Raw genomic sequence first — 22,051 nt, 5'->3', positions numbered from 1 at the left:
AGGCGTCCGATGACGTCGCTGAGGGTGTCGTGCGAGGGAATACCGTTGGGCAGCGGCAGGAACTCGCGCAGCCAGGCTTCGTTCTCGTGGGCGAAGTCCTCGATGCCGACCCAGTCGTCATAACCGCACAGGGTGGCGCAGAGCGTGATCATGACGATGTCCTGCAGGGCGTGCAGCTTGTTGCGGGTTTCGCGCCGTGGGTCGACGAGCTTGGCGAAGTAGGGCTGGGGATTGGGCAGCATGATGGGGCTCGGAAAAGTCTTGTCCGTTACCGCTAATCCTCGTCCAACGCAAGAGCGATGTAGCGCGATTGCCCTGTCCGGCCGGGGCGCTCGGTGGTCGCTGCCGGACAAGCCTGATAGAATCGCCTGTCCTGCAGACCGGCCCTCGGCTCCGGTCGAATCCCGCATTTCCCTGAAGGCCTGATCCATGAGCAAGCAACCCTCCCTGAGCTACAAGGACGCCGGTGTCGACATCGACGCTGGTGAAGCGCTGGTCGAACGCATCAAGGGCGTGGCCAGGCGCACCGCGCGCCCTGAAGTGATGGGCGGCCTGGGCGGCTTCGGCGCCCTGTGCGAAATCCCGGCCGGCTACAAGCAGCCGGTACTGGTCTCCGGCACCGACGGCGTCGGCACCAAGCTGCGTCTGGCGATGAATCTCGGCAAGCACGACAGCATCGGCATCGACCTGGTGGCCATGTGCGTCAACGACCTGGTGGTGTGCGGCGCCGAGCCGCTGTTCTTCCTCGACTACTACGCCACCGGCAAGCTCAACGTCGACGTTGCCGCCCGCGTGGTCACCGGCATCGGCGAAGGCTGCGAGATGGCTGGCTGCGCCCTGGTCGGCGGCGAAACCGCCGAGATGCCCGGCATGTACGAGGGCGAGGACTACGACCTGGCCGGCTTCTGCGTCGGCGTGGTGGAGAAGAGCGAGATCATCGACGGCTCCAAGGTCGCCGCCGGCGATGCGCTGATCGCCCTGCCCTCGTCGGGCCCGCACTCCAACGGCTATTCGCTGATCCGCAAGATCCTCGAGGTGAGCGGCACCGAAGTGGCCAGCGCCAGCCTGGACGGCAAGCCGCTGGCTGACCTGCTGATGGCGCCGACGCGCATCTACGTCAAGCCGCTGCTCAAGCTCATCAAGGAAACCGGCGCGGTCAAGGCCATGGCCCACATCACCGGCGGCGGCCTCACCGAGAACATCCCGCGCGTGCTGCCGCAGGACACCCAGGCGGTGATCGACGTGGCCAGCTGGACCCGCCCGGCAGTGTTCGACTGGCTGCAGGAGAAGGGCAATGTCGACGAGCGCGAGATGCACCGCGTGCTCAACTGCGGCGTCGGCATGGTCGTCTGCGTCGCCCAGGACAAGGTCGAGCAGGCCCTCGCCGTGCTGCACGAGGCGGGCGAGCAGCCCTGGCTGATCGGCAGCATCGCCGCCGGCGAAGGCGCCGAGCGCGTCCTGCTGAACAACCTGAAGGCGCACTGATGGCCGGCTCCTGCAATGCGGTGGTGCTGATCTCCGGCTCCGGCAGCAACCTGCAGGCGCTGATCGACAGTCAGGGCGAAGGCAATCCGCTACAGATCCGCGCGGTGCTCTCCAACCGCGCCGATGCCTACGGCCTGACCCGTGCGAAGAACGCCGGCATCGCCGGCCAGGTGATCGACCACCGGGCCTACGAAGGCCGCGAGGCCTTCGATGCCGCGCTGATGGAGGCGATCGACGTCTTCCGGCCCGACCTGGTGATCCTCGCCGGCTTCATGCGCATTCTCACCCCCGCCTTCGTCCGCCACTACGAAGGCCGCCTGCTGAACATCCACCCCTCCCTGCTGCCCCGCCACAAGGGCCTGCACACCCATCGCCGCGCCCTGGAGGCCCAGGACAGCGAACATGGCTGCAGTGTGCACTTCGTCACCGAGGAACTCGACGGCGGCCCCCTGATCATCCAGGCGGTGGTTCCGGTGCTGCCGGGCGACAGCGAGGAAAACCTGGCGCTGCGCGTGCATCTGCAGGAACATCGGATCTACCCGCAGGCCGTGCGCTGGTTCGCCGAGGGCCGCCTGCGGCTGACGCCGGAAGGCGCCCTGCTGGATGGAGAAAAACTGCCGGCTACCGGCCATCTCATTCGAACCTAGGATAGGAGACGTTATGCGTGGTGCCCTGTTGTTCGTCCTTGCCCTGCTCGCAGCCCCCACCTACGCCTTCGAGCTGAAGCCGTTCTTCGCCAGCTACACCGCCGACTGGAAGCAGATGCCGATCAGCGGCTCCGCCGAACGTACGCTGAAGAAGCTGGACGGCACACGCTGGGACTACGAGTTCAAGGCCAGCATGCTGGTCGCCAGCGTCACCGAACAAAGTACTTTCACCGTCGAGAGCGGTCGCCTCGTGCCGCTCGCCTACCGCTATGCGCGCAGCGGAATGGGCAAGGAGAAGGAAGTCGAGCACAACTTCGACTGGAAGGCCAAGAAGGTCCAGGGCCGCGAGCGCGACAACCCCGTGAACCTGCCGATCAACCGCGGCCTGCTGGACAAGTCCCTCTATCAGCTGGAGCTGCAGAAGGACGTCGCCGAAGGCAAGCAGAGCATGAGCTACCAGGTGCTCGACGGCGACGAGATCGAAACCTACGACTTCCGCGTGCTGGGCAGCGAGAACGTGCGTACCCGAGTGGGCGTGGTCGAGGCGGTCAAGGTCGAGCGCGTGCGCGATCCTACCCAGAGCAGCCGCAAGACGGTGTTCTGGCTCGCCAAGGATTGGGACTATCTGCTGGTGCGCCTGCACCAGGTGGAAAAGGACGGCAAGGAATACCAGATCATGCTCAAAGAGGGCACCGTCGACGGCCGCCCGGTGAAAGGCCGGCTCGACTGAGTCGACGCGCCGCCCCAGCAGAAAAGCCGGCTTCGCGCCGGCTTTTTCGTTTCTCTACCACATCAGATCGTCGGGGATCTTGTAGGCCGCGTACGGGTCGTCCTCGTCCGGGGCCTCGGTCGGGGTGTTGAGCAGCACCACCCGGCGCGGATCGCGCTCCTGGATCCTCAGCGCCGCCTCGCGCGGCACCACCTCGTAGCCGCCGCCGTGGCGGACAATGCCCAGCGAGCCGCGACTGAGCTTGTCGCGCATCATGGCATTCACCGGCAGGCGCTTGACCTTCTTGTCGTCGACGAAGTTGTAGTAGTCGTCGGTACTCAGCTTGGGCAGGCGGGAAACCTCGATCAGCTGCTTGACCTGCGCGACTCGCGCCTTCTGCTCGGCCTTCTCCTGCTGCTGGCGGTTCAGCTCCTGATCGCGGGCGAGTTTCTCGGCCTGGGCCTCGAGCGCCGCCTGGCGCTGCGAATCGTCCTTCTCGACCTGGCCCTTGCGCTCCAGGCGCTCCTGCTTCTGTTTCTGCTTGCCGGCCTGCTTGGCCTGTTTCTCGTTGACCAGCCCGGCTTTCAGCAGCTGGTCGCGCAATGACATGCTCATCGTTAGTGATCTTCCAACAGCCCGGCGATGCGGGCGTTCGTTTTCAGGGCGAACTTAGGCGATCCGGGCAGGCCGGGAAAAGGCTGGACTGGCACCTTCCTCAACCTGCCGGCTAGGGTCAATCCTCCAGCCTGAAGGTCCGGAGTGCAAGTCCAGGATGGCCGGCGGCACCAGTGGCTCACCGGCGGAAGGCTCAAGCACAGCCCGGTTCGTCGCGTTCGGCGCGCTTGGCAGTTGCCCACAGGGCCTCCAGCTCGTCCAGGCTGCAGCCCTCGGGGCTGCGCCCGTCGGCACGCAGGGCCTGCTCGATGAAGCGGAAACGCCACTCGAACCGGCCGTTGGCACCGCGCAGAGCGGCCTCCGGATCGACCGCGAGATGCCGCGCCAGATTGGTCGCGGCGAACAGCACATCGCCAAGCTCGGCGGCGATGTGCTTCGGATCGTTGCCGCTCATCGCTTCCAGTAGCTCGTCCAGCTCCTCGCGCAGCTTGTCCACCACCACCAGCGCCTCCGGCCAGTCGAAGCCGACCTGGGCGGCCCGCTTCTGCAGCTTGACCGCCCGGGACAGCGCCGGCAGGGCCTGCGGCACGTCGTCGAGCAGCGACAACTGCTCGGGCACAGCGGCCTTTTCCGCGCGCTCCTCGGCCTTGATCTCCTCCCAGCGCTGGCGGATGGCCCCCTCGGCCAGCTTCGGCAGGTTCGGCGCGCCGTACAGGTCACCGTCGGGGAACACGTGGGGATGGCGGCGGATCAGCTTGCGGGTGATGCCGTCGACCACCGCAGCGAAGTCGAAACGCCCCTCCTCCCGCGCCAGGTGGCTGTAGTAGACCACCTGGAACAGCAGGTCGCCGAGCTCGCCCGGCAAGTGGACAAAATCGCCGCGCTCGATGGCGTCGGCGACCTCGTAGGCCTCCTCGAGGGTATGCGGCACGATGCTCGCGTAGGACTGCTGCAGGTCCCAGGGACAGCCGTACTGCGGATCGCGCAGGCGGGCCATCAGGTGCAGCAGGTCGTCAAGTCGGTACATGGGGTCTTCCTGTTCGGTCCATGGTGGGCATCTGGCGCGGCCAGGGGGCGCGACATGGCCGGCCCCCTCGGCTCAGGGCGCGGTGCGGTGGCGACGCGCCTCGATCACGTTGGGCAACTGGGCGATGCGCGCCAGCAGCCGGCCAAGGGCATCCAGCCCGGGGATCTCGATGGTCAGGACCATCTGCGCGGTGCTGTCTTCCTTGTTCGACAGGGTGTTGGCGGCCAACACGTTGATCCGCTCGTTGAGCAGCACCTGGGACACGTCGCGCAGCAGGCCGGAGCGGTCGTAGGCGCGGATGAAGATGTCCACCGGATAGGTCTGCACCGGTACCGGCCCCCAGTTGACCTGGATGATCCGCTCCGGCTCGCGACTGGTCAGCTGCAGGGCATTGGCGCAGTCCTGGCGGTGGATGGTGACGCCACGCCCCTGGGTGATGTAGCCGACGATCGGATCGCCCGGCAACGGCTGGCAACAGCCGGCCATCTGCGTCAGCAGGTTGCCAACCCCCTGGATCTGGATATCGTCGCGCTTGCCGGACCGCTGCAGGGTACCCGGCCTGCGCGGAATCAGCTCGAGCTGCTCGGTGCTGCGCTCCGGCTCGACCAGTTGCTGGGCCAGTCCCACCACATGGGCCAGGCGCAGGTCGCCGGCGCCGAGGGCGGCGAACAGGTCCTCGGCGGTCTTCAGGTTGCTCTTTTCCGCCAGCCGGTCGTAGTCCACCGGCGGCAGGTCGAGACGGGCCAGTTCGCGCTCGAGCAGCGTCTTGCCGGCAGCGACGTTCTGGTCGCGCGCCTGCAGCTTGAACCAGTGGACGATCTTCGCCCGGGCCCGCGAGGTGGTGACGTAGCCGAGGTTGGAGTTCAGCCAGTCGCGGCTCGGCGAGCCGTGCTTGCCGGTGATGACCTCCACCTGCTCGCCGGTCTGCAGGCTGTAGTTGAGCGGCACGATGCGCCCGTCGACCTTGGCCCCGCGGCAGTTGTGGCCGATCTCGGTGTGCACGCGGTAGGCGAAGTCCAGCGGCGTGGCGCCCTTGGGCAGGTCGATGGCGTGGCCGTCGGGGGTGAACACGTAGACCCGGTCGGGCTCGATGTCGACCTGCAGCTGCTCGGCCAGGCCGCCGATGTCGCCCAGCTCCTCGTGCCATTCGAGCACCTGGCGCAGCCAGGAGATCTTCTCCTCGTAGTGGCTGGAGGTGGACTTGACGTCGGTGCCCTTGTAGCGCCAGTGGGCGCAGACGCCCAGCTCGGCCTCCTCGTGCATGGCGTGGGTGCGGATCTGAACTTCCAGGGTCTTACCGTCCGGGCCGATCACCGCGGTGTGCAGCGAGCGGTAGCCGTTTTCCTTGGGGTTGGCGATGTAGTCGTCGAACTCCCGGGGAATGTGCCGCCACAGCGAGTGGACGATGCCGAGGGCGGTATAGCAGTCGCGTACTTCAGGAACCAGCACGCGCACCGCACGCACGTCGTAGATCTGGCTGAACTGCAGACCCTTCTTCTGCATCTTGCGCCAGATCGAATAGATGTGTTTCGCCCGACCGTTGATGTCGGCCTTGATGCCGGCGCCGGCCAAGGCGTCCTTGAGTTCCTGGACGACCTTGGCGATGAACTGCTCGCGGTCCAGCCGGCGCTCGTGGAGCAGCTTGGCGATCTGCTTGTACTGTTCGGGCTCCAGGTAGCGGAAGGACAGGTCCTCCAGCTCCCACTTGATGTGGCCGATGCCGAGGCGGTGAGCCAGCGGCGCATAGATCGCGGAAACCTCGCGGGCGACACGCTGGCGACGCTCCTCGTCGGCGTGCTTCACCGCACGGATCGCGCAGGTGCGCTCGGCCAGCTTGATCAGTGCGACGCGTACGTCGTCGACCATCGCCACCAGCATCTTGCGCAGGTTCTCCACCTGGGCCTGGGCGTTCAGCACCAGGGACTCGCGCGGGTTGAGGCTGTCGCTGATCGCCGCCATGCGCAGCACGCCCTCGATCAGCTTGGCGACCACCAGGCCGAAGCGCCGCTGCACCTCCTCCAGGGCGATCTGCTTCTGGCGCACGCCGCGATAGAGCACGGCGGCGACCAGGGAGTCCTGATCCAGCTTGAGGTCGGCGAGGATTTCCGCGATCTCCAGCCCGACCAGGAAACTGGACATACCGGCCGCCGGAGCACCGTCCTCGGGCCGGCTCCGCTGCTCGCTCTCGCGGGCGTACTCGCAGGCCTTCTTCAGTGCCTCGCGCTCCAGGGCCGGGTCCATCTTCTGGACATGATCCAGCCAGGCCTCAAGATTGATGCTGCCGTCGGTATTGACCGGCTGCTGCGCTCTCACCTGTACCATGTATACCTACCTTTCCCCTGGCATGTACTGCCACGCCGAACAAACATCAGCCGGATCGGGCTGCGGAAACAAAAATGCAGCCATCCCTGACTACACGCGTGCGCTCCGCCTCAACGCGAGACGGAAGGCGCCTCGAACAACGCCATGGCCTCGACATGGGCGGTCTGCGGAAACATGTCGAGAATCCCGGCACGCCGCAGACGATAGCCCTGCCCGGCCAGCTCCGCGGCATCGCGGGCCAGGGTCGCCGGATTGCAGGAGACGTACAGTACCCGCTCGGCGCCCAGGGCGCCCATCTCCCGCACCGCCTCCAGCGCGCCGTCGCGCGGCGGATCGAGCAGCACCGCAGCGAAGCCACCGGCCGTCCAGGGCGCCTCGGCCAGCGCCTCCGACAGATCCGCCTGGTAAAAGTGCAGGTTGCCCAGGCCGTTGCCGAGCGCATTTTCCCTGCCCCGTTCGACCATCGCCGCGCCCCCCTCCACCGCCACCACCTCGCGCGCCCGCAGCGCCAGCGGCAGGGCGAAATTGCCCAGTCCGCTGAACAGGTCCAGCACTCGCTCCCCGGGCTGCGGCGCCAGCCACTCCAGGGCCTGGGCGACCATTGCCTCGTTCACCGGTGCGTTGACCTGTACGAAGTCGCCGGGGCGGTACTGCAGCTCGAGACTCCACGGTTCCAGACGGTAGCCCAGCGGAGTTCCCGGCGCGTCCGCCTGCGCCTCGCCCTTGCCCTGCAGCCAGAGCTGGGCGGCGTGCTCGCGGCAGAAGGCGCGCAGGCGCAGCAGGTCGCTGTCCGCAAGTGGCGCAGTATGACGCACCAGGATGGCGCTTGCATTGCCATGGAACAATTCGACATGCCCCAGTGCCTGCGGCCTGTCCAGGCCATGCAGGAGCGCAGGCAGGGCACGGAAGATGGACTGCAACGGGCGTACCAGCACCGGGCAGTCGTCGATGGCGACGATTGCCTGGCTGGCCGCGGCGCGAAAGCCCACCTCCAGCCGGCGCGCGGCGACGTCCCAGCGTACGGCAATGCGCGCCCGGCGGCGGTAGCCGAACTCCGGACCGACCAAAGGCGGCGCCCACTCCTCCGGCGCCAGGTCGGCGAAACGCGCCAGCTGCTCGGCGAGGGTGCGCTGCTTCAGCGCCAGTTGCTCGGCATGCGGCAGCGCCTGCAGGGTACAGCCGCCGCAGCGCCCGGCATGCGCGCAGGGCTCGACGCGACGCAGCGGACTGGCCGCCAGGATCCGCTCGGCGCGGGCATCGACGACCCGATTACGCGCACCGAGCACGCGAGCCTCGACCTGCTCGCCGGCCAAGGCGCCGGAAACGAACCAAGTGCGTCCGTCGACGAAGGCGATGCCGCGACCGTCGTGGGCCAGACGCTCGATGGTCAGGACCTGCTTCCTGCCCACCGGCAGCGGCGCCGTGCGGACGCCGCCGCTGGGCTGGAAGCGCAGGCCGGGAGTGCGTTTAGCCACGATAGAAGACCTCGCATCGCGTGCCGCCCTGCCGGGCAGGGACCGGCTTATGGCTGGTCATAGACACCCGTGGACAGGTAGCGGTCGCCGCGGTCGCAGATGATCGCCACCAGCACCGCGTTCTCCACCTCGCGCGACAGGCGCAGCATCGCCGCCACCGCCCCGCCCGAGGACACCCCGCAGAAGATGCCCTCCTCGCGAGCCAGGCGACGCATGACCTCCTCGGCCTCGCTCTGCGCCATGTCGATCACCCGGTCGACGCGGGTCGCATCGAAGATCTTCGGCAGGTACTCCTGCGGCCAGCGGCGGATGCCGGGAATCGCCGAGCCTTCCTGCGGCTGCAGGCCGATGATCTGCACCGCCGGGTTCCGCTCCTTGAGGTAGCGCGAGGTGCCCATGATGGTACCGGTGGTGCCCATCGAGCTGATGAAGTGGGTGATCGTGCCCTGGGTCTGGCGCCAGATTTCCGGGCCGGTGCCCTCATAGTGGGCCACCGGGTTGTCCTGGTTGCCGAACTGGTCGAGCACCTTGCCGCGCCCCTCGCTCTGCATCTTCAGCGCCAGGTCGCGGGCACCTTCCATGCCCTCGGCCTTGCTCACCAGCACCAGCTCGGCGCCGTAGGCGGTCATCGCCGCCTTGCGCTCGGCGCTCATGTTGTCCGGCATGATCAGGATCATCCGGTAGCCCTTGATCGCCGCCGCCATGGCCAGGGCGATGCCGGTGTTGCCGGAGGTGGCCTCGATCAGGGTGTCGCCGGGGCGGATGTCGCCGCGCAGCTCGGCGCGGGAGATCATCGACAGCGCCGGGCGATCCTTCACCGAGCCGGCCGGGTTGTTGCCCTCCAGCTTGACCAGCAGAGTGTTCGAGGTTTCGCCGGGCAGGCGCTGCAGACGCACCAGCGGGGTATTGCCGATGCATTCGGCGATGGTGGGGAAATGCACTGTCATGGAAACACTCGGTAACCTGAATCAGAAATGGGCTGCTCGATACGGACGGCCTCCTTGCCGCCATCTGCGCGGGCGCCGCTCGCCCGTCGACAAGCGGACTTCGGCTCGGAGGAGCCATCCAGGCCGCAGGGGGCTCCTATGATAGCCGGCAAAGCGCTGGAGGCCATCATTCAGGAATGGCGCATACATATTCCGAATCGCTATGACAGCGCATTCTGTTGCCCCAATCGAGTCTGTCGCTACACTGCGACCCAAACCCATCATGGAGAATCGGGGTGTTCCACGACTTCAGCATCAAGGCCCGCATCGTCATGCTCACCCTGCTGCCCAGCAGCCTGCTGGCGCTGGTCCTGGGCGGCTATTTCACCTGGCAGCAACTGACCGAGATGCACAGCAATCTGGTGGAGCGCGGCCGGCTGATCGTCCAGCAGCTCGCCCCCCTGGCTGCACCGTCCCTGGCGCAGAGCTACCACAATCGCCTGCAGCGCATCGCCAACCAGGTGCTCGACCAGGCGGACATCCGTGCGGTGAGCTTTCTCGACGGCAATCTGGAAACCATCGTGCATGCCGGGCCGAGCCTCGGCAGCCCGCTGCCGCCCCAGGACCCGACCCAGCTGACCATGACCCGCGACGGCAACGCCACCCTTCTGCTGATGCCGGTGCTCGGTTACCACCAGAACCTGGCCAGCGGCAACAGCGGCCAGGACGACCACCTGATCGGCTGGGTCGCCCTGGAAATATCGCACCAAAGTGCCCTGCTGCAGGGCTACCGCAACCTGCTCGCCAGCCTGGTGCTGATCATCGCCGTACTGCTGGTCAGCGCCCTCCTCGCCCTGCGCGTCGGGCACTCGATCAGCGCCCCCCTGCGACGCATCCAGCAGGGCGTGTCGCAGCTGCGCGACGGTCACCTGGAAACCCGCCTGCCCCCCCTGCGCAGCCACGAGCTGGACGAACTGGCCGCCGGCATCAACCGCATGGCCGAGGTCATGCAGCACGCCCAGGAAGAGATGCAGAACAGCATCGACCAGGCCATCGAGGACGTCCGCCAGAACCTGGAAACCATCGAGATCCAGAATATCGAGCTGGACATGGCGCGCCGCGAGGCCCTGGAGGCGAGCAGGATCAAATCCGAGTTCCTCGCCAACATGAGCCACGAGATCCGTACCCCGCTGAACGGCATCATCGGCTTCACCAACCTGCTGCAGAAAGGCGAGTTGTCGCCTCGCCAGCACGACTACCTGAACACCATCCAGAAGTCCGCCGACAGCCTGCTCGGCATCATCAGCGAGATCCTCGACTTTTCGAAGATCGAGGCCGGCAAGCTGGTCCTCGAACACACCCCCTTCAACCTGCGCGAACTGCTGCAGGACACCCTCACCATCCTCGCCCCGGCGGCCCACGCCAAGCACCTCGAGCTGGTCAGCCTGATCTACCGCGACACCCCCCTGGCGCTGAACGGCGATCCCCAGCGACTCAGGCAGGTCCTCACCAACCTGATCAGCAATGCCATCAAATTCACCAACGAAGGCACCATCGCCGTGCGCGCCATGGTCGAGGAGGTCGGCGAGGAGTTCGCCCAGCTGCGTATCAGCGTACACGACACCGGCATCGGCCTGTCCCAGGAGGAGCTGAACGCACTGTTCCAGGCCTTCAGCCAGGCCGACAACTCGCTGACCCGCCAGGCCGGCGGCACCGGCCTCGGCCTGGCCATCTCCAAGCGCCTGATCGAACAGATGGGCGGCGAGGTCGGCGTCAACAGCGTGCCGGGCGAAGGTTCCGAGTTCTGGATCCGCCTTTCCCTGCCGCTCGACGACCGCACCGAGGACGAGCCGCCGAGCGCCCTGCACGGCTACCATGTGGCCCTGCTCGAACAGCACGAGCTGGCCCGCCAGTCGATGCAACACCAGTTGGAGGACTGCGGCCTGGAGGTGCTGCCCTTCGCCGAACTGGACAACCTGCTGGCCGGCGTCGCCGCCGCGCGCCAGGACAATCGCCCGATCGGGCTGGCGGTGCTCGGCGTGACCAGCCGCGACACCGACGCCGAGGAACTGGCCCAGCGCATCGCCGACCTCGACCGGCTCGGCTGCAAATGCCTGGTGCTCTGCCCCACCACCGAACAGCAGCTCTACCAGGAAACCCTGCCGGAGGCGCAGATCCAGCTGCAGAGCAAGCCGGCACGGCGCGACAAGCTGCAGGCCGCCCTGGCCGAGCTGCTTGCCCCGCAACCGGTCGACCAGCAGGCGCCGGGTCCACTGGGCAACCGCGCGCCGCGCCTGCTCTGCGTCGACGACAACCCGGCCAACCTGCTGCTGGTGCAAACCCTGCTCGGCGACATGGGCGCCACGGTCAGCGTGGCGGACAGCGGCCAGGCTGCGGTGGAAGCCGCGCAACAGGAACGCTTCGACCTGATCTTCATGGACGTGCAGATGCCCGGCATGGACGGCCGCCAGGCCACCCGGGCGATTCGCCAGTGGGAAGCCGGACAGCCGGAACACCATCACACGCCGATCATCGCCCTCACCGCCCATGCCCTGGCCAACGAGCGGCGAGCCCTGCTGCAGGGCGGCATGGACGACTACCTGACCAAGCCGATCAACGAACGCCAGTTGGCCCAGGTCGTGCACAAATGGACCAAGCTACACCTGCGTTCGCCCGACAGCCCGGCCGCCGAGGCCCGGCCGGCGCCCATCGGCCATCTCAGCGTGCTCGATCCCGAGGAGGGTCTGCGCCTGGCCGCCGGCAAGCCCGATCTGGCCGCCGACATGCTGAGCATGCTGCTGGCCTCGCTGGATGCCGACCGCCAGGCGATCCGGCAGGCACGCCGGGACGGCGACCGTGCCGCCCTGCTCGAACGGGTGCATCGTTTGCACGGAGCGACCCGCTATTGTGGCGTGCCACAGCTACGCGCCGCCTGCCAGCACAGCGAAACCCTCCTCAAGCAGCATGCCCCGGCGGCCGATGCCGCCCTGGACGAACTGGATGCCGCCCTCGTCCGCCTGGCCGACGAGGCGAGAGCGGACGCCTGAGACGGCCGGGGAAGGGCTCCCGCTCAGTCGGCGAACAGCTCCAGCTGTTCGCCGCCACGCAGATCGAGCAGCCGCACGCCGACGCCGAGCAGGCGTACCGGCCTGGCGCCGCGGGCGAAGGCGGTGCCGAGCAGCACGCGGTAGCTGTCCAGATCCCGGCCGGCACCGGCCTGCTCCAGGGTGGTCTGGGTGAAATCGTGGAACCTCACCTTGACGAAGGGTTTGTCCGGCCGATAGCTGCCCTCCAGGCCCGCCAGGCGTCCGTCGAGCTCATCCAGCAGCAGCGGCAGCCGCTCCAGGCAGGCAGCCAGATTGGGCAGGTCCTGTTCGTAGGTGTGCTCCACGCTCAGCGACTGGCGGCGGTTGTCGACCTCCACCGGGCGTTCGTCGACTCCCCGCGCCAACTGCCCCAGGCGCTCGCCCAAACTGCCGAACTCGCGCACCAGCGCCAGCCGGCTCCATTCGCGCAGCTCGGCGCAGGTGCGGATGCCCAGGCGCCCGAGCCGCTCGGCGGTGACCTTGCCGACCCCGTGCAGCCGGCTCACCGGCAGGGCGGCGACGAAGGCCTCGACCTCGGCCGGGGGAATCACGAACAGCCCGTCGGGCTTGCGCCAGTCGCTGGCGATCTTGGCGAGGAACTTGTTCGGCGCGACGCCGGCGGAAACCGTGATGCGCAACTCCTGCCAGACACGCCGGCGGATCTCCTGGGCGATGCGCGTGGCGCTGCCGGAAAAGTGCGGGCTGGCGGAAACGTCCAGGTAGGCCTCGTCCAGCGACAGCGGTTCGACGAACTCGGTGTAGTCGCGCAAGATCCGGTGGATCTCCCGCGACGCGGCCCGGTAGGCGTCGAACCGCGGCCGGACGATCAACAGCTCCGGGCAGAGCTTCAGGGCCTGGCGCGCGGGCATCGCCGAACGCACGCCGTAGGCACGCGCCTCGTAGTTGCAGGTAGCGATCACCCCGCGCCGCTCGGGCGCGCCGCCCACCGCCAGCGGCCGGCTGGCCAGGCGCGGATCGTCGCGCATCTCGATGGCGGCGTAGAAACAGTCGCAATCGACGTGAATGATCTTTCTTTGCGGTGTAACAGGCTGATTTTTCAGCAATCCACCTCGAGAAATAGAGTTAAAAAGGAACTCTCGGGTATTTCTGCCCTGTCCGATCGGCGCGGAAACAGCCGGCCACAGGCGTGACATCCCCTAGCGCGTCCACTTAGCTTGATCAAGGGAAGGGGGCCGATCTCCACCGGCTTCCACAGCCACCAGTCAGCCCCGCCCCGCAAAGTAGAGATCATCCCAAACGACCTCATGGCACCCCAAAACCCACAAAAAGCCAGCCCGCCATGCTGGAGGCCGACAGGATCCACTTTGAAAAGACATCTATTTTCCCGCTTGCTATCCGCTGCAGGCCTGCTCTGCGGGTTGCCGCTCGGCCTCCCCGCCGGCGCCGAACCGCTACAGTTCGCGCTGATCGCCAAACGGGTCGACCACCCCTTCTTCATCCAGGCCGGCGAAGGCTGCGCCGAAGCCGCCCAAGCCCAGAACGATACCTGCCTGTTGCTGGGCGCCGCGGGGCTAGAGCATTTTCGCCTGCAAAACCAGGTACTGGAACAGGCTCTCGACAGAGATCTGGACGGTCTTGCCCTGTCCGTGACCCATTCGCAATGGCTGGCCGAGCATGCCCTGCAGCGGGCAGGCAAGACGCCGCTGATCACCTTCGAGGCGGACTTGAAACCGGCAGAGCAGCATCTGCGCAGAGGCTATGTCGGGCTCGACAACCTGGCTTTCGGCCAACAGCTGGGCGCACTCGCCCAGCGCTTCAGGCCACAAGGCGGAAAGCTGTGCGTCTTGAACGGCAGCTCGCGGGAAACCAACTACCAGGAACGCCTCCAGGGCATCCGCCAGCAGCTGCGTGGTAGCCAAGCCCAAACCGAGGGTGGGGAGGCTAACCGGCTGAGTGGAGAGAATGGCTGGAGCGAGCCGAACCGCTGCCCGCTCTATCGCGCCGAAAACCCAGAGAAGGCGCTGCTCCAGCTTGCCGCCTTGCTGAATACCAGCGAGGTCGACGTCATCATCAGCACCGGCAGTTGGCCGATTTACCACGCCGACGTATTTCGTCAGCAGCTCGGCCCGTTGCTCGCCGAACTCGATAAAAAGAGTGTGCGCCCGGCCATCATCGTCGCCGCGAATGAGCCCGACGCAGCACAGCGCGCACTGCTCGACGACGGCCTGGTACAGGCCTATCTGAGCCTGGAAGGCCGCGAGATCGGTCGCCAGAGCTACCGGATGCTCAAGCGTCTGGCCCAAGGAGAGCCTGTCCCCGAGAAGGTTTTCGTCGACAGCCATCTCTACCTGCCTAAAGCGTCAACGGACAAGTCTTCGAATCCTTAAGGCAGGGTGTTCCCGACACCCGAGAACAGGCCAAAATCGGCATCCGCCAACCGGGTTTGAGGGATGCTTAAGGCGTATCATCGCGAAGGAAGCCCAGTAATCGGCGGGAATCTGCTTTGGAAAGGTCGTTGTCCTCTTGCTCTCTTTCTGCTGCTGGCCTGCTTTTCGGATTACTGCTGGTTCCTTTCAGCAATGCCGAATCATTGCAGTTCGCCTTGGTCGCCAAGCGGGTCGACCAGCACTTCTTCATCCAGGTCGGTAAGGGCTGTGCCGAGGCCGCCCAGGCCGAGGGCGATACCTGTCTGTTGCTGGGACCCTCGGGGCCCGCGCATTTTCGCCGGCAAAATGAGGCGTTGGAACAGGCCCTCGACAAGGACCTGGACGGCATCGCCCTGTCCGTGACCCATTCGAAGTGGCTGGCCGAGCACGCCCTGAAACGGGCAAGCAAGCCGCCGCTGATCACCTTCGATTCGGACCTGGGGCCTGCCGAGCAGCATCTACGCCGCAGCTACGTCGGGCTCGACAACCTGGCCTTCGGCCGGCAACTCGGCCGGCTCGTCCAGCGCTTCAGGCCGCAGGGCGGAAGGCTGTGCATCCTGAGCGGCAGCCCACAGGACACCAATCTCCAGGAGCGTATCCAGGGTATCCGCCAACAGCTACTACGCAGTGGTCGTGGCGCAGATGGAACAGTCGATCCGCTGAACGGGGAGAATGGCTGGAGCGAGTCGCAGCGCTGCCCGCTGTATAGCGCCGACGACCAAGAAAAAGCGCTAATCCAGCTGGCCACGCTGCTGAGCACCAGCCAGGTCGACGCCATCGTCACTACCGGCAGCTGGCCGATTTACCAAGCCGACGCGTTCCGCCGCCAGCTTGGCCCGCTGCTTGCCGAACGAGGGACAAGAGGTACAGGTCCCGTCATTATCATGACCGCCGACGAGCCCGACGAGGCGCAACTCGAACTGCTCGACGAGGGGCTTGTGCAGGCTTACCTGGGCGCACAAAGCCGGGAACTCGGCCGCCAGAGCTACCGGATACTCAAGCATCTGGCGCGGGACGAACCCATTCCCGAGAAGGTTCTTGTCGGCAGCCATATCTACCTGCCCAAAGCATCGCCGGAGCTCCCCGCGGAGTACTGAGACGTGTGCCTCGGTGCCTCCAACTACCCGCGGCCAGTGCACGGAGTGGAAATATGGGCTGCCAGCAATTCCAACCGACATTCTGTGCGACTGGTGCGAGCTGTTCGCAGCCGTAACAGTTGCAGACCCGCCGCTTCATTACCTCGGGAGATCGTCAGCGGGCGCTCGGGCTCGAGGATCGCCCGCCCGCTTGCCATGCACCCAGCAAGGCTCGATTCGGCTCAACCAAAGGCTTTTGCTCGGTAAACGGCAGGCAACGCCGAACTTCGGCCCTGGACCAGCGATTGCGCGCCCCGCCCCAGACCCGCACGCGATGGCTGATATGCCAGTTGGCATTGGCTCGAAATCGGCAGTCGGCGCGCAGTAGACCAAGCAACCCAGCGCCTTGGGTTCGGCATCCTGCAGATCCGCCAACAAAGGGGGCATACACGGGCAAACCGGGGAACATGCGGGCACAAAAAAACCGGCTCTAAAGGCCGGTTTCTCTTGGTTTCAACTACATGCGGGAGCATGTGGAAACAAGTATGTGGAGCGGGCGAAGGGAATCGAACCCTCGTCATGAGCTTGGGAAGCTCAGGTAATGCCATTATACGACGCCCGCGAGCGGCGCTCTTTTTACCAGAATCTGGCCGGTAGGTGAAGCGCAATTTCCACCTGCCGAGGCTTTCTCTCCGGCAACGGGGGCATTCATCCTCGGCCCGCATGCCCACGGGCGATAACCGCACGCTTTATGGCATCTTCGCCGCATCCCCCAACAACCCGCCAAACGCCCGCGCCATCGACGTTGCGAGCCGTCCCCGAGCACGGCGTCGGCCGCCCACCGCCCTATGCCCCGCGCTTGGGCGATCTCCGGCGATTGACCAAATTAACCATCTGGTACATTTTTACATGCGTACCTCCACCAACCTAATAACAATGGAGAATCGCGTGACACATACTGTCCTCGTGCTCAACGGTCCCAACCTCAATCTGCTCGGCACGCGCGAGCCGGCTACCTACGGGCGGGAAACCCTGGCCGACATCGCCGAACTCTGCGCGCGTACCGCCGAGGAATGCAGCCTGAGCGTGGAATTCCGCCAGACCAACCATGAAGGCGAGCTGATCGAGTGGATTCATCTGGCTCGCGGCCGCTGTGCCGGCATCCTGATCAATCCCGCCGCCTGGACTCACACCTCGGTCGCCATCCGCGACGCCCTGCTCGCCAGCGAACTGCCGGTCATCGAGGTACATCTTTCCAACGTGCACAAGCGCGAGCCCTTCCGCCACCACTCATTCGTGTCGGACATCGCCGTCGGTGTGATCTGCGGCCTCGGCAGCCATGGCTACCGCATGGCACTGCAGCATTTCAGTCAACTTCTGAAGAAGGATTGAGCCCATGACCGCCCAATCGCACAGCATCCTCGCCGGCCTGATCGGCGCCGGCATCCAGGCTTCGCGTACTCCGGCCATGCACGAACACGAGGGCGATGCCCAGGGCATGCGCTATCTGTACCGCTTGATCGACCTGGACAAGCTCGGCCTCGACACCCAAGCCTTGCCGGAGCTGCTGACCGCCGCCCAGCGCATGGGCTTCACCGGCCTGAACATCACCTTCCCGTGCAAGCAGGCGATCATCCCGCTGCTCGACGAGCTGTCGGCGGAAGCCCGCGGCATTGGCGCGGTGAACACCGTGGTATTCAAGGACGGCAAGCGCATCGGTCACAACACCGACTGCCTGGGCTTCGCCGAGGGCTTCCGCCGCGGCCTGCCGGAGGTGGCACGCGAGCGCGTGGTGCAGATGGGTGCCGGCGGAGCCGGGGCTGCGGTGGCCCATGCTCTGCTGCAGGCGGGTGTGCGCCAACTGACCGTTTTCGACGTCGAACCGAGCCGTGCCGCCGATCTGGCCGCGAACCTCAACGGCAGCTTCGGTGCCGGCCGGGCGGTTGCCGGCAGCGATCTGCCGGCCGCCATGGCCGAGGCCCAGGGTCTGGTCAACACCACGCCGGTCGGGATGGCCAAGCTGCCGGGCATGCCGCTGCCGGCCGAACTGCTGCACGCCGGCCTGTGGGTGGCTGAGATCATCTACTTCCCACTGGAAACCGAGCTGCTGCGCACTGCTCGCGCCCTCGGCTGCCAGACCCTCGACGGCAGCAACATGGCGGTGTTCCAGGCAGTCAAGGCATTCGAGCTGTTCAGCGGCGTCCAGGCCGATGCCGGACGGATGATGGCGCATTTCGCCAGCCTCGGTTGAGGCCCGACTGAAAAATGGCCGCTGCCCCGGCAGCGGCCAGTCCAGCCCACGCCCATCAAGCGTCTGCGCGCGGCATCCCCCTACGGACCTTGGTACAAAACAGCCCGCCAGCGCTCTGTCGAAGCGTTCATCGCCCCCAGCGTCGTCTCCGGGGATCGCGACTTCAGGCCGGTGGCCCGGCCCGCACACAGCGCGGCGGCCTCAGCCCCCACACGACACCGGCCGAGTTCCTTCAGGTCCTGATATAGCGAATCACCGCCTCGCAGATCATCTCCCGGTGACGCGCCTTGGCCTCCGGCTCGCCGAGATCGACCTGATGGATGGTCGAGAAGGTGTAGCGGTTGGACACCCGGAAGAAGCAGAACGAGCTGATCAGCAGGTGCAGGTCGAGCGGATCGATGTCGGCACGAAACACGCCGGCAGCGACGCCACGGGCGAGGATTGCGGCGATTTCGCTGACGATCGACTTACTCAGCGAGCGGATCAGCTGCGACCTGGCAATATGCTCGCCGTGATGGATATTCTCGATGCTCGCCACCCGGATGAAGTCGACATTGACGTCGTGGTGATCGAAGGTGAATTCGATCAGCAGACGAATCGCCGCCTCCGGGTCCAGCTCGTCGAGCCTGAGCCCGGCCTCGGTTCTGCGGATGTCTCCGTAGAGCTTCTCCAACACCGCCAGGTAGAGCTGCTCCTTGCTGCCGAAGTAGTAGTAGATCATCCGCTTGGACGTGCTGGTGCGCTCGGCGATGGCATCCACCCGCGCGCCACTCAGGCCCTGTTCGGCGAACTCATGGACGGCCGCGAGGAGAATCTCCTGGCGGGTCTTTTCCGGATTGTTCTTGCGTGGCTGACGGGGACGCGCAACGGGGTCGACGGCAGGCTTGGTGTCCGGCATGGAGGGCGCATCTCGCAAAGAAGGGATGACGGCCATTATTCATTGCCATCCTGGCGGAGAAAAGCCACGGAAGGGAAACCCCGTGGCTTTTGCCCTCGCTCTCAGAGCTTGGGCGCGGCTTTTCCGCTGCGGGCCTGGGCCATCGCCGCCAGACGCACGGCGACGTTGGCCGCCCCGTAGCCGACGTAGTCCTTGCGCTGCAGGATCTCGAAGAAGAAACGCTCGGCGAACGGCTCGGTATAGACGTGGAACAGCTCGCCGCCCTGGGCGTCGCGGTCGTAAAGGATGTTGAAGTAGGCCAACCGGCTGAGGAAATCGTCGTCGAAATCGAAGCGCGCGGCGAGATCGTCGTAGTAGTTCAGCGGGATATCCAGCAGACGCACGCCGGCCTCCTTGGCCCGCTCGACGGCGGCGAAGATGTCGTCGCAGACGAAGGCGATATGGTGCACGCCGGAGCCGCGATAGGTGGACAGCGAACGGGAGATGGCCGTGTTGCGGTTCTCCGAGATGTTCAGCGGCAGGCGCACCGAGCCGCAGCGGCTGCGCACGGCACGGCTCTTGACCAGCCCGTAGGGGTCGGGCAGCACCACCTCGTCGTCGGCCTCGAAGTCGAGCAGGCTCTTGTAGAACAGCACCCAGGAATCCATGGATTCGGCCGGCAGGGCCATGGCCACGTGATCGATGCGCTGCAGCAGGCCGCCGTCGCGACTGCCCGTCAGCTCGAAGTCGGTCTCGTAGATGCTGTGGCCTTCGGCATCGCGGTCGACCAGATAGATCAGGCTGCTATCCGGTGCGCGTACCGCAGGAACCTCGCGTTCGTTGGGGCCGACCAGGCCTCGATAGGGCTGGCCGCCGAAGCCGCAGGCGCGCTCCAGCGCCTGGTGACTGTCGCCAACGCGCAGTGCGGTGGCGCAGAGCGACGGGCCGTGGGCCTCGAAGAAGCTATGGGCGAAGGAATAGGGTTCGGCGTTGAGCACCAGGTTGATGTCGCCCTGGCGCAGCAGACTGACGTTCTTCGAGCGATGACGGCCGGCCTCGACAAAGCCGAGGTGGGTCAGCCACTGGGTCAGTTGGGCGGCATGGGTGTCGTCGACGGCGAACTCGAGGAACTCGATGCCCTCGTAGCGACTGGCCGGCGGCGGCGCGAACAGCACCCCGGGCTCCACCGGTTGCCCCTGCTGCTCCAGCAGCAGGCGGGTCTTCTCTTCCAGGTAGAGCAGCGAGCGGTAGCCATCCAGCGCGTTGCTGCGGGTCGGCGCGGCGCGGAAGCCGTCGTTGAAGATCTCCAGCGACAGCGGCCCGCGGTAGCCGCTCTTGAGGATCGGCGCGAGGAAACCCGGCAGGTCGAACTCGCCCTGCCCCGGGAAGCAGCGGAAATGCCGGCTCCACTCCAGCACGTCCATGGCCAGGATCGGCGCATCGGCCATCTGCACGAAGAAGATCTTCTCCCCCGGCACTTCGGCGATGGCGCTCGGATCGCCCTTCAGCGACAGGGTGTGGAAGCTGTCGAGGATCATCCCCAGGTTGGGGTGGTCGCCTGCCTTGACGATCTCCCAGACCTGCTGCCAGGTGTTGACGTGGCGGCCCCAGGCCAGCGCCTCGTAGCCGATGCGCAGGTTGCGCGCGCCAGCACGTTCGGCGAGCAGGCGCAGGTCGTCGACGAGGATCTGCCGGTCGCCGAGGGAGTCGCCGGCGACGTTGCTGCACACCAGCACCAGGTCGGTACCCAGCTCCTGCATCAGGTCGAACTTGCGCTCGGCGCGGTCGAGGTTGCGCTGCAGACGGTCGCGACGACAGCCCTCGAAGTCGCGGAACGGCTGGAACAGGGTAATGGCCAGGCCCAGGTCGGCCGCCAGTTTGCGCACCTCGCGCGGGCTGGCGCCGTAGTAGAGCAGGTCGTTCTCGAAAATCTCCACGCCGTCGAAGCCGGCGGCGGCGATCGCCTCGAGCTTTTCCGGCAGGGTTCCGCTGAGCGAGACGGTGGCGATGGAACGGTGCATGAGTCCTCCGCACTGGAGCAGTCGGCCGCCAGCGGCTGCCGGGGCCACAGTGGCGGGCAGGTCGGGCTGGCGAAGGGGGAATCTGCATCAATTATTGGACGGGACTTCGAGTCGATCAATAAAAATGTACCAACCAGTTAACTATTCGTGCGATCACCGCACACAAGTCCCCCACCCCGATTGACCCCGCAGGGACAGCCGGCAACCATAATCCCCCACTTGGGAACCACTCCCAGGGCTTCTCGATTCCAACAATAATTTCAAAAGGAATTTTCCGATGCCGCGCATTTCCGCTTCGCCACCTTCCCGTTGCATCCGCTTCCCGGCGCATCCCCGCTGAACGGTCTCACCGCCGACGGTCGAGACCACTCTGCCGGCCAATAAACGCCACCTCACTCCCCCACCGCCCCGTACCTGGCCGGAGGGGAGGGTCATGCCTTACGAAAACAACGGAGAACATCAATGATTTCACGCGACCTGCTGTCGATGGCGCGCAGTGGCGCAAGCCTGACCCTCGGTACACTCCTGGCCCTGCCCCTCGCCGCAGACGCCGCAGGGTTCTTCGAAGACTCCAAGGGCACCCTGACCTTCCGGAACTTCTTCATCAACCGCGACTTCAAGCGCGACAACGCCACCCGCAGCAAGGCCGAGGAATGGACCCAGAACTTCATCCTCGACCTCAAATCGGGCTACACCCCGGGCCCGCTCGGCTTCGGCGTCGACGTGCTCGGCCTCTACGCGCAGAAGCTCGACGGCGGCCGGGGCACCGGCGGCACCCAGCTGCTACCGCTCGACCACGACGGCAAGCCCGCCGACCACTTCGGACGGATCGCCGTCGCGGGCAAGATGAAGTTCTCCGAAACCGAACTGCGGGTCGGCGAATGGTACCTGGTGCTGCCGATCCTGCGTGCCGACGACGGCCGCTCGCTGCCGCAGACCTTCGAAGGCACCATGCTCACCTCGAAGGAGATCAAGAACCTGACCCTCTACGCCGGCCACATCACCGGCAACAGCCCGCGCGACGACGGCAGCATGGAGGACATGACGCTGTTCGGCACCAACCCCTACACCAGCAACCGCACCTCGGACGACTTCGACTTCGGCGGCGCGGAGTACACCTTCAACGACAAGCGCACCACCGTCGGCG

The 22,051-nt window shown here is 66.1% G+C and carries 18 protein-coding genes and 1 tRNA gene; 9 read left to right on the top strand and 10 right to left on the bottom strand.

Going from position 1 to position 22,051, the window contains the following annotated elements; genetic code table 11:
* Positions 1 to 242, bottom strand: a 242-nt coding sequence (locus BMY22_RS18860) for a transposase family protein (protein WP_139204478.1), incomplete at its 3' end; no start/stop codon positions are given.
* Positions 243 to 429: 187 nt separating this feature from the next.
* Between BMY22_RS18860 and purM the strand changes: the two genes are divergently transcribed.
* Genes purM through BMY22_RS18845 form a run of 3 tightly spaced genes read left to right on the top strand, consistent with a single transcriptional unit; the run spans position 430 to position 2,862 of the window.
* Positions 430 to 1,485: a phosphoribosylformylglycinamidine cyclo-ligase gene (gene purM / locus BMY22_RS18855; protein WP_090624626.1), complete on the top strand. Its 1,056-nt coding sequence runs from the start codon at positions 430 to 432 to the stop codon at positions 1,483 to 1,485.
* Positions 1,485 to 2,132 (top strand): phosphoribosylglycinamide formyltransferase, encoded by a 648-nt coding sequence (purN, locus tag BMY22_RS18850; protein WP_090624624.1) that lies wholly within the window; start codon positions 1,485 to 1,487, stop codon positions 2,130 to 2,132. Before purM ends, purN begins: the two co-directional genes overlap by 1 nt.
* A gap of 13 nt (positions 2,133 to 2,145) precedes the next feature.
* Complete coding sequence (locus BMY22_RS18845) at positions 2,146 to 2,862, top strand: DUF3108 domain-containing protein (protein WP_090624623.1); 717 nt, start codon at positions 2,146 to 2,148, stop codon at positions 2,860 to 2,862.
* 54 nt (positions 2,863 to 2,916) lie between these two features.
* On the opposite strand, the gene BMY22_RS18840 is transcribed toward BMY22_RS18845, so the two are convergent.
* The 5 genes from BMY22_RS18840 to cysM form a co-directional block, all read right to left on the bottom strand.
* Entirely contained in the window at positions 2,917 to 3,456 is a 540-nt protein-coding gene (locus tag BMY22_RS18840) for a DUF2058 domain-containing protein (RefSeq protein ID WP_090624621.1), read from the bottom strand.
* A 193-nt stretch (positions 3,457 to 3,649) separates the two neighbouring features.
* Entirely contained in the window at positions 3,650 to 4,483 is an 834-nt protein-coding gene (gene mazG, locus BMY22_RS18835) for a nucleoside triphosphate pyrophosphohydrolase (RefSeq protein WP_090624619.1), read from the bottom strand.
* Between the two features lie 72 nt (positions 4,484 to 4,555).
* The gene (gene relA, locus BMY22_RS18830) at positions 4,556 to 6,805 is read right to left on the bottom strand and encodes a GTP diphosphokinase (protein WP_090624617.1); all 2,250 of its coding nucleotides are present in this window, start codon (positions 6,803 to 6,805) and stop codon (positions 4,556 to 4,558) included.
* A 110-nt stretch (positions 6,806 to 6,915) separates the two neighbouring features.
* Positions 6,916 to 8,280, bottom strand: a complete 1,365-nt coding sequence (gene rlmD / locus BMY22_RS18825) for a 23S rRNA (uracil(1939)-C(5))-methyltransferase RlmD (protein WP_090624615.1) — start codon at positions 8,278 to 8,280, stop codon at positions 6,916 to 6,918.
* 47 nt (positions 8,281 to 8,327) lie between these two features.
* The gene (gene cysM, locus BMY22_RS18820; RefSeq protein ID WP_090624613.1) at positions 8,328 to 9,227 is read right to left on the bottom strand and encodes a cysteine synthase CysM; all 900 of its coding nucleotides are present in this window, start codon (positions 9,225 to 9,227) and stop codon (positions 8,328 to 8,330) included.
* A gap of 275 nt (positions 9,228 to 9,502) precedes the next feature.
* On the opposite strand from cysM, the gene BMY22_RS18815 reads away from it, so the two are divergent.
* Complete coding sequence (locus tag BMY22_RS18815) at positions 9,503 to 12,253, top strand: response regulator (protein ID WP_208599342.1); 2,751 nt, start codon at positions 9,503 to 9,505, stop codon at positions 12,251 to 12,253.
* A gap of 23 nt (positions 12,254 to 12,276) precedes the next feature.
* Here the strand turns inward: BMY22_RS18815 and dinB are convergent, their stop codons facing one another.
* Complete coding sequence (gene dinB, locus BMY22_RS18810) at positions 12,277 to 13,353, bottom strand: DNA polymerase IV (RefSeq protein WP_279626379.1); 1,077 nt, start codon at positions 13,351 to 13,353, stop codon at positions 12,277 to 12,279.
* Between the two features lie 318 nt (positions 13,354 to 13,671).
* Between dinB and BMY22_RS18805 the strand changes: the two genes are divergently transcribed.
* Both BMY22_RS18805 and BMY22_RS18800 read left to right on the top strand, forming a co-directional pair.
* Complete coding sequence (locus BMY22_RS18805) at positions 13,672 to 14,640, top strand: substrate-binding domain-containing protein (RefSeq protein WP_244158919.1); 969 nt, start codon at positions 13,672 to 13,674, stop codon at positions 14,638 to 14,640.
* Positions 14,641 to 14,756: 116 nt separating this feature from the next.
* Positions 14,757 to 15,776: a substrate-binding domain-containing protein gene (locus BMY22_RS18800; protein ID WP_090624607.1), complete on the top strand. Its 1,020-nt coding sequence runs from the start codon at positions 14,757 to 14,759 to the stop codon at positions 15,774 to 15,776.
* 527 nt (positions 15,777 to 16,303) lie between these two features.
* On the opposite strand, the gene BMY22_RS18795 is transcribed toward BMY22_RS18800, so the two are convergent.
* Positions 16,304 to 16,377, bottom strand: a tRNA-Gly gene (locus tag BMY22_RS18795).
* Between the two features lie 326 nt (positions 16,378 to 16,703).
* Here BMY22_RS18795 and aroQ point away from each other — a divergent pair.
* Positions 16,704 to 17,147, top strand: coding sequence for a type II 3-dehydroquinate dehydratase (gene aroQ, locus BMY22_RS18790; RefSeq protein ID WP_090624605.1), 444 nt, complete (start codon positions 16,704 to 16,706; stop codon positions 17,145 to 17,147).
* Between the two features lie 4 nt (positions 17,148 to 17,151).
* Complete coding sequence (locus tag BMY22_RS18785; RefSeq protein ID WP_090624603.1) at positions 17,152 to 18,006, top strand: shikimate dehydrogenase; 855 nt, start codon at positions 17,152 to 17,154, stop codon at positions 18,004 to 18,006.
* 232 nt (positions 18,007 to 18,238) lie between these two features.
* Here the strand turns inward: BMY22_RS18785 and BMY22_RS18780 are convergent, their stop codons facing one another.
* Both BMY22_RS18780 and quiC read right to left on the bottom strand, forming a co-directional pair.
* Positions 18,239 to 18,904 carry a TetR/AcrR family transcriptional regulator gene (locus tag BMY22_RS18780; RefSeq protein ID WP_090624601.1) on the bottom strand — a complete coding sequence of 222 codons (666 nt, stop codon included), beginning with the start codon at positions 18,902 to 18,904 and terminating at the stop codon, positions 18,239 to 18,241.
* A 101-nt stretch (positions 18,905 to 19,005) separates the two neighbouring features.
* Positions 19,006 to 20,904 carry a 3-dehydroshikimate dehydratase QuiC gene (gene quiC, locus BMY22_RS18775; protein WP_090624599.1) on the bottom strand — a complete coding sequence of 633 codons (1,899 nt, stop codon included), beginning with the start codon at positions 20,902 to 20,904 and terminating at the stop codon, positions 19,006 to 19,008.
* A 462-nt stretch (positions 20,905 to 21,366) separates the two neighbouring features.
* Between quiC and BMY22_RS18765 the strand changes: the two genes are divergently transcribed.
* A partial coding sequence (locus BMY22_RS18765) for an OprD family outer membrane porin (protein WP_143068548.1) occupies positions 21,367 to 22,051 on the top strand: 685 nt, incomplete at its 3' end.

This window comes from Azotobacter beijerinckii (assembly GCF_900110885.1).
In the GTDB taxonomy this organism is placed as follows: Bacteria; Pseudomonadota; Gammaproteobacteria; order Pseudomonadales; family Pseudomonadaceae; genus Azotobacter; species Azotobacter beijerinckii.
Note: the sequence above shows the minus strand (reverse complement) of the source record. Positions and strands in the feature narration are given on the sequence as shown.

Excerpts from the sequence above, each read along its gene's own strand:
- purM (WP_090624626.1), top strand. The coding sequence starts at position 430 with ATGAGCAAGCAACCCTCCCTGAGCTACAAGGACGCCGGTGTCGACATC.
- purN (WP_090624624.1), top strand. The coding sequence starts at position 1,485 with ATGGCCGGCTCCTGCAATGCGGTGGTGCTGATCTCCGGCTCCGGCAGC.
- BMY22_RS18845 (WP_090624623.1), top strand. The coding sequence starts at position 2,146 with ATGCGTGGTGCCCTGTTGTTCGTCCTTGCCCTGCTCGCAGCCCCCACC.
- BMY22_RS18840 (WP_090624621.1), bottom strand. The coding sequence starts at position 3,456 with ATGAGCATGTCATTGCGCGACCAGCTGCTGAAAGCCGGGCTGGTCAAC.
- mazG (WP_090624619.1), bottom strand. The coding sequence starts at position 4,483 with ATGTACCGACTTGACGACCTGCTGCACCTGATGGCCCGCCTGCGCGAT.
- relA (WP_090624617.1), bottom strand. The coding sequence starts at position 6,805 with ATGGTACAGGTGAGAGCGCAGCAGCCGGTCAATACCGACGGCAGCATC.
- cysM (WP_090624613.1), bottom strand. The coding sequence starts at position 9,227 with ATGACAGTGCATTTCCCCACCATCGCCGAATGCATCGGCAATACCCCG.
- BMY22_RS18785 (WP_090624603.1), top strand. The coding sequence starts at position 17,152 with ATGACCGCCCAATCGCACAGCATCCTCGCCGGCCTGATCGGCGCCGGC.
- BMY22_RS18780 (WP_090624601.1), bottom strand. The coding sequence starts at position 18,904 with ATGCCGGACACCAAGCCTGCCGTCGACCCCGTTGCGCGTCCCCGTCAG.
- quiC (WP_090624599.1), bottom strand. The coding sequence starts at position 20,904 with ATGCACCGTTCCATCGCCACCGTCTCGCTCAGCGGAACCCTGCCGGAA.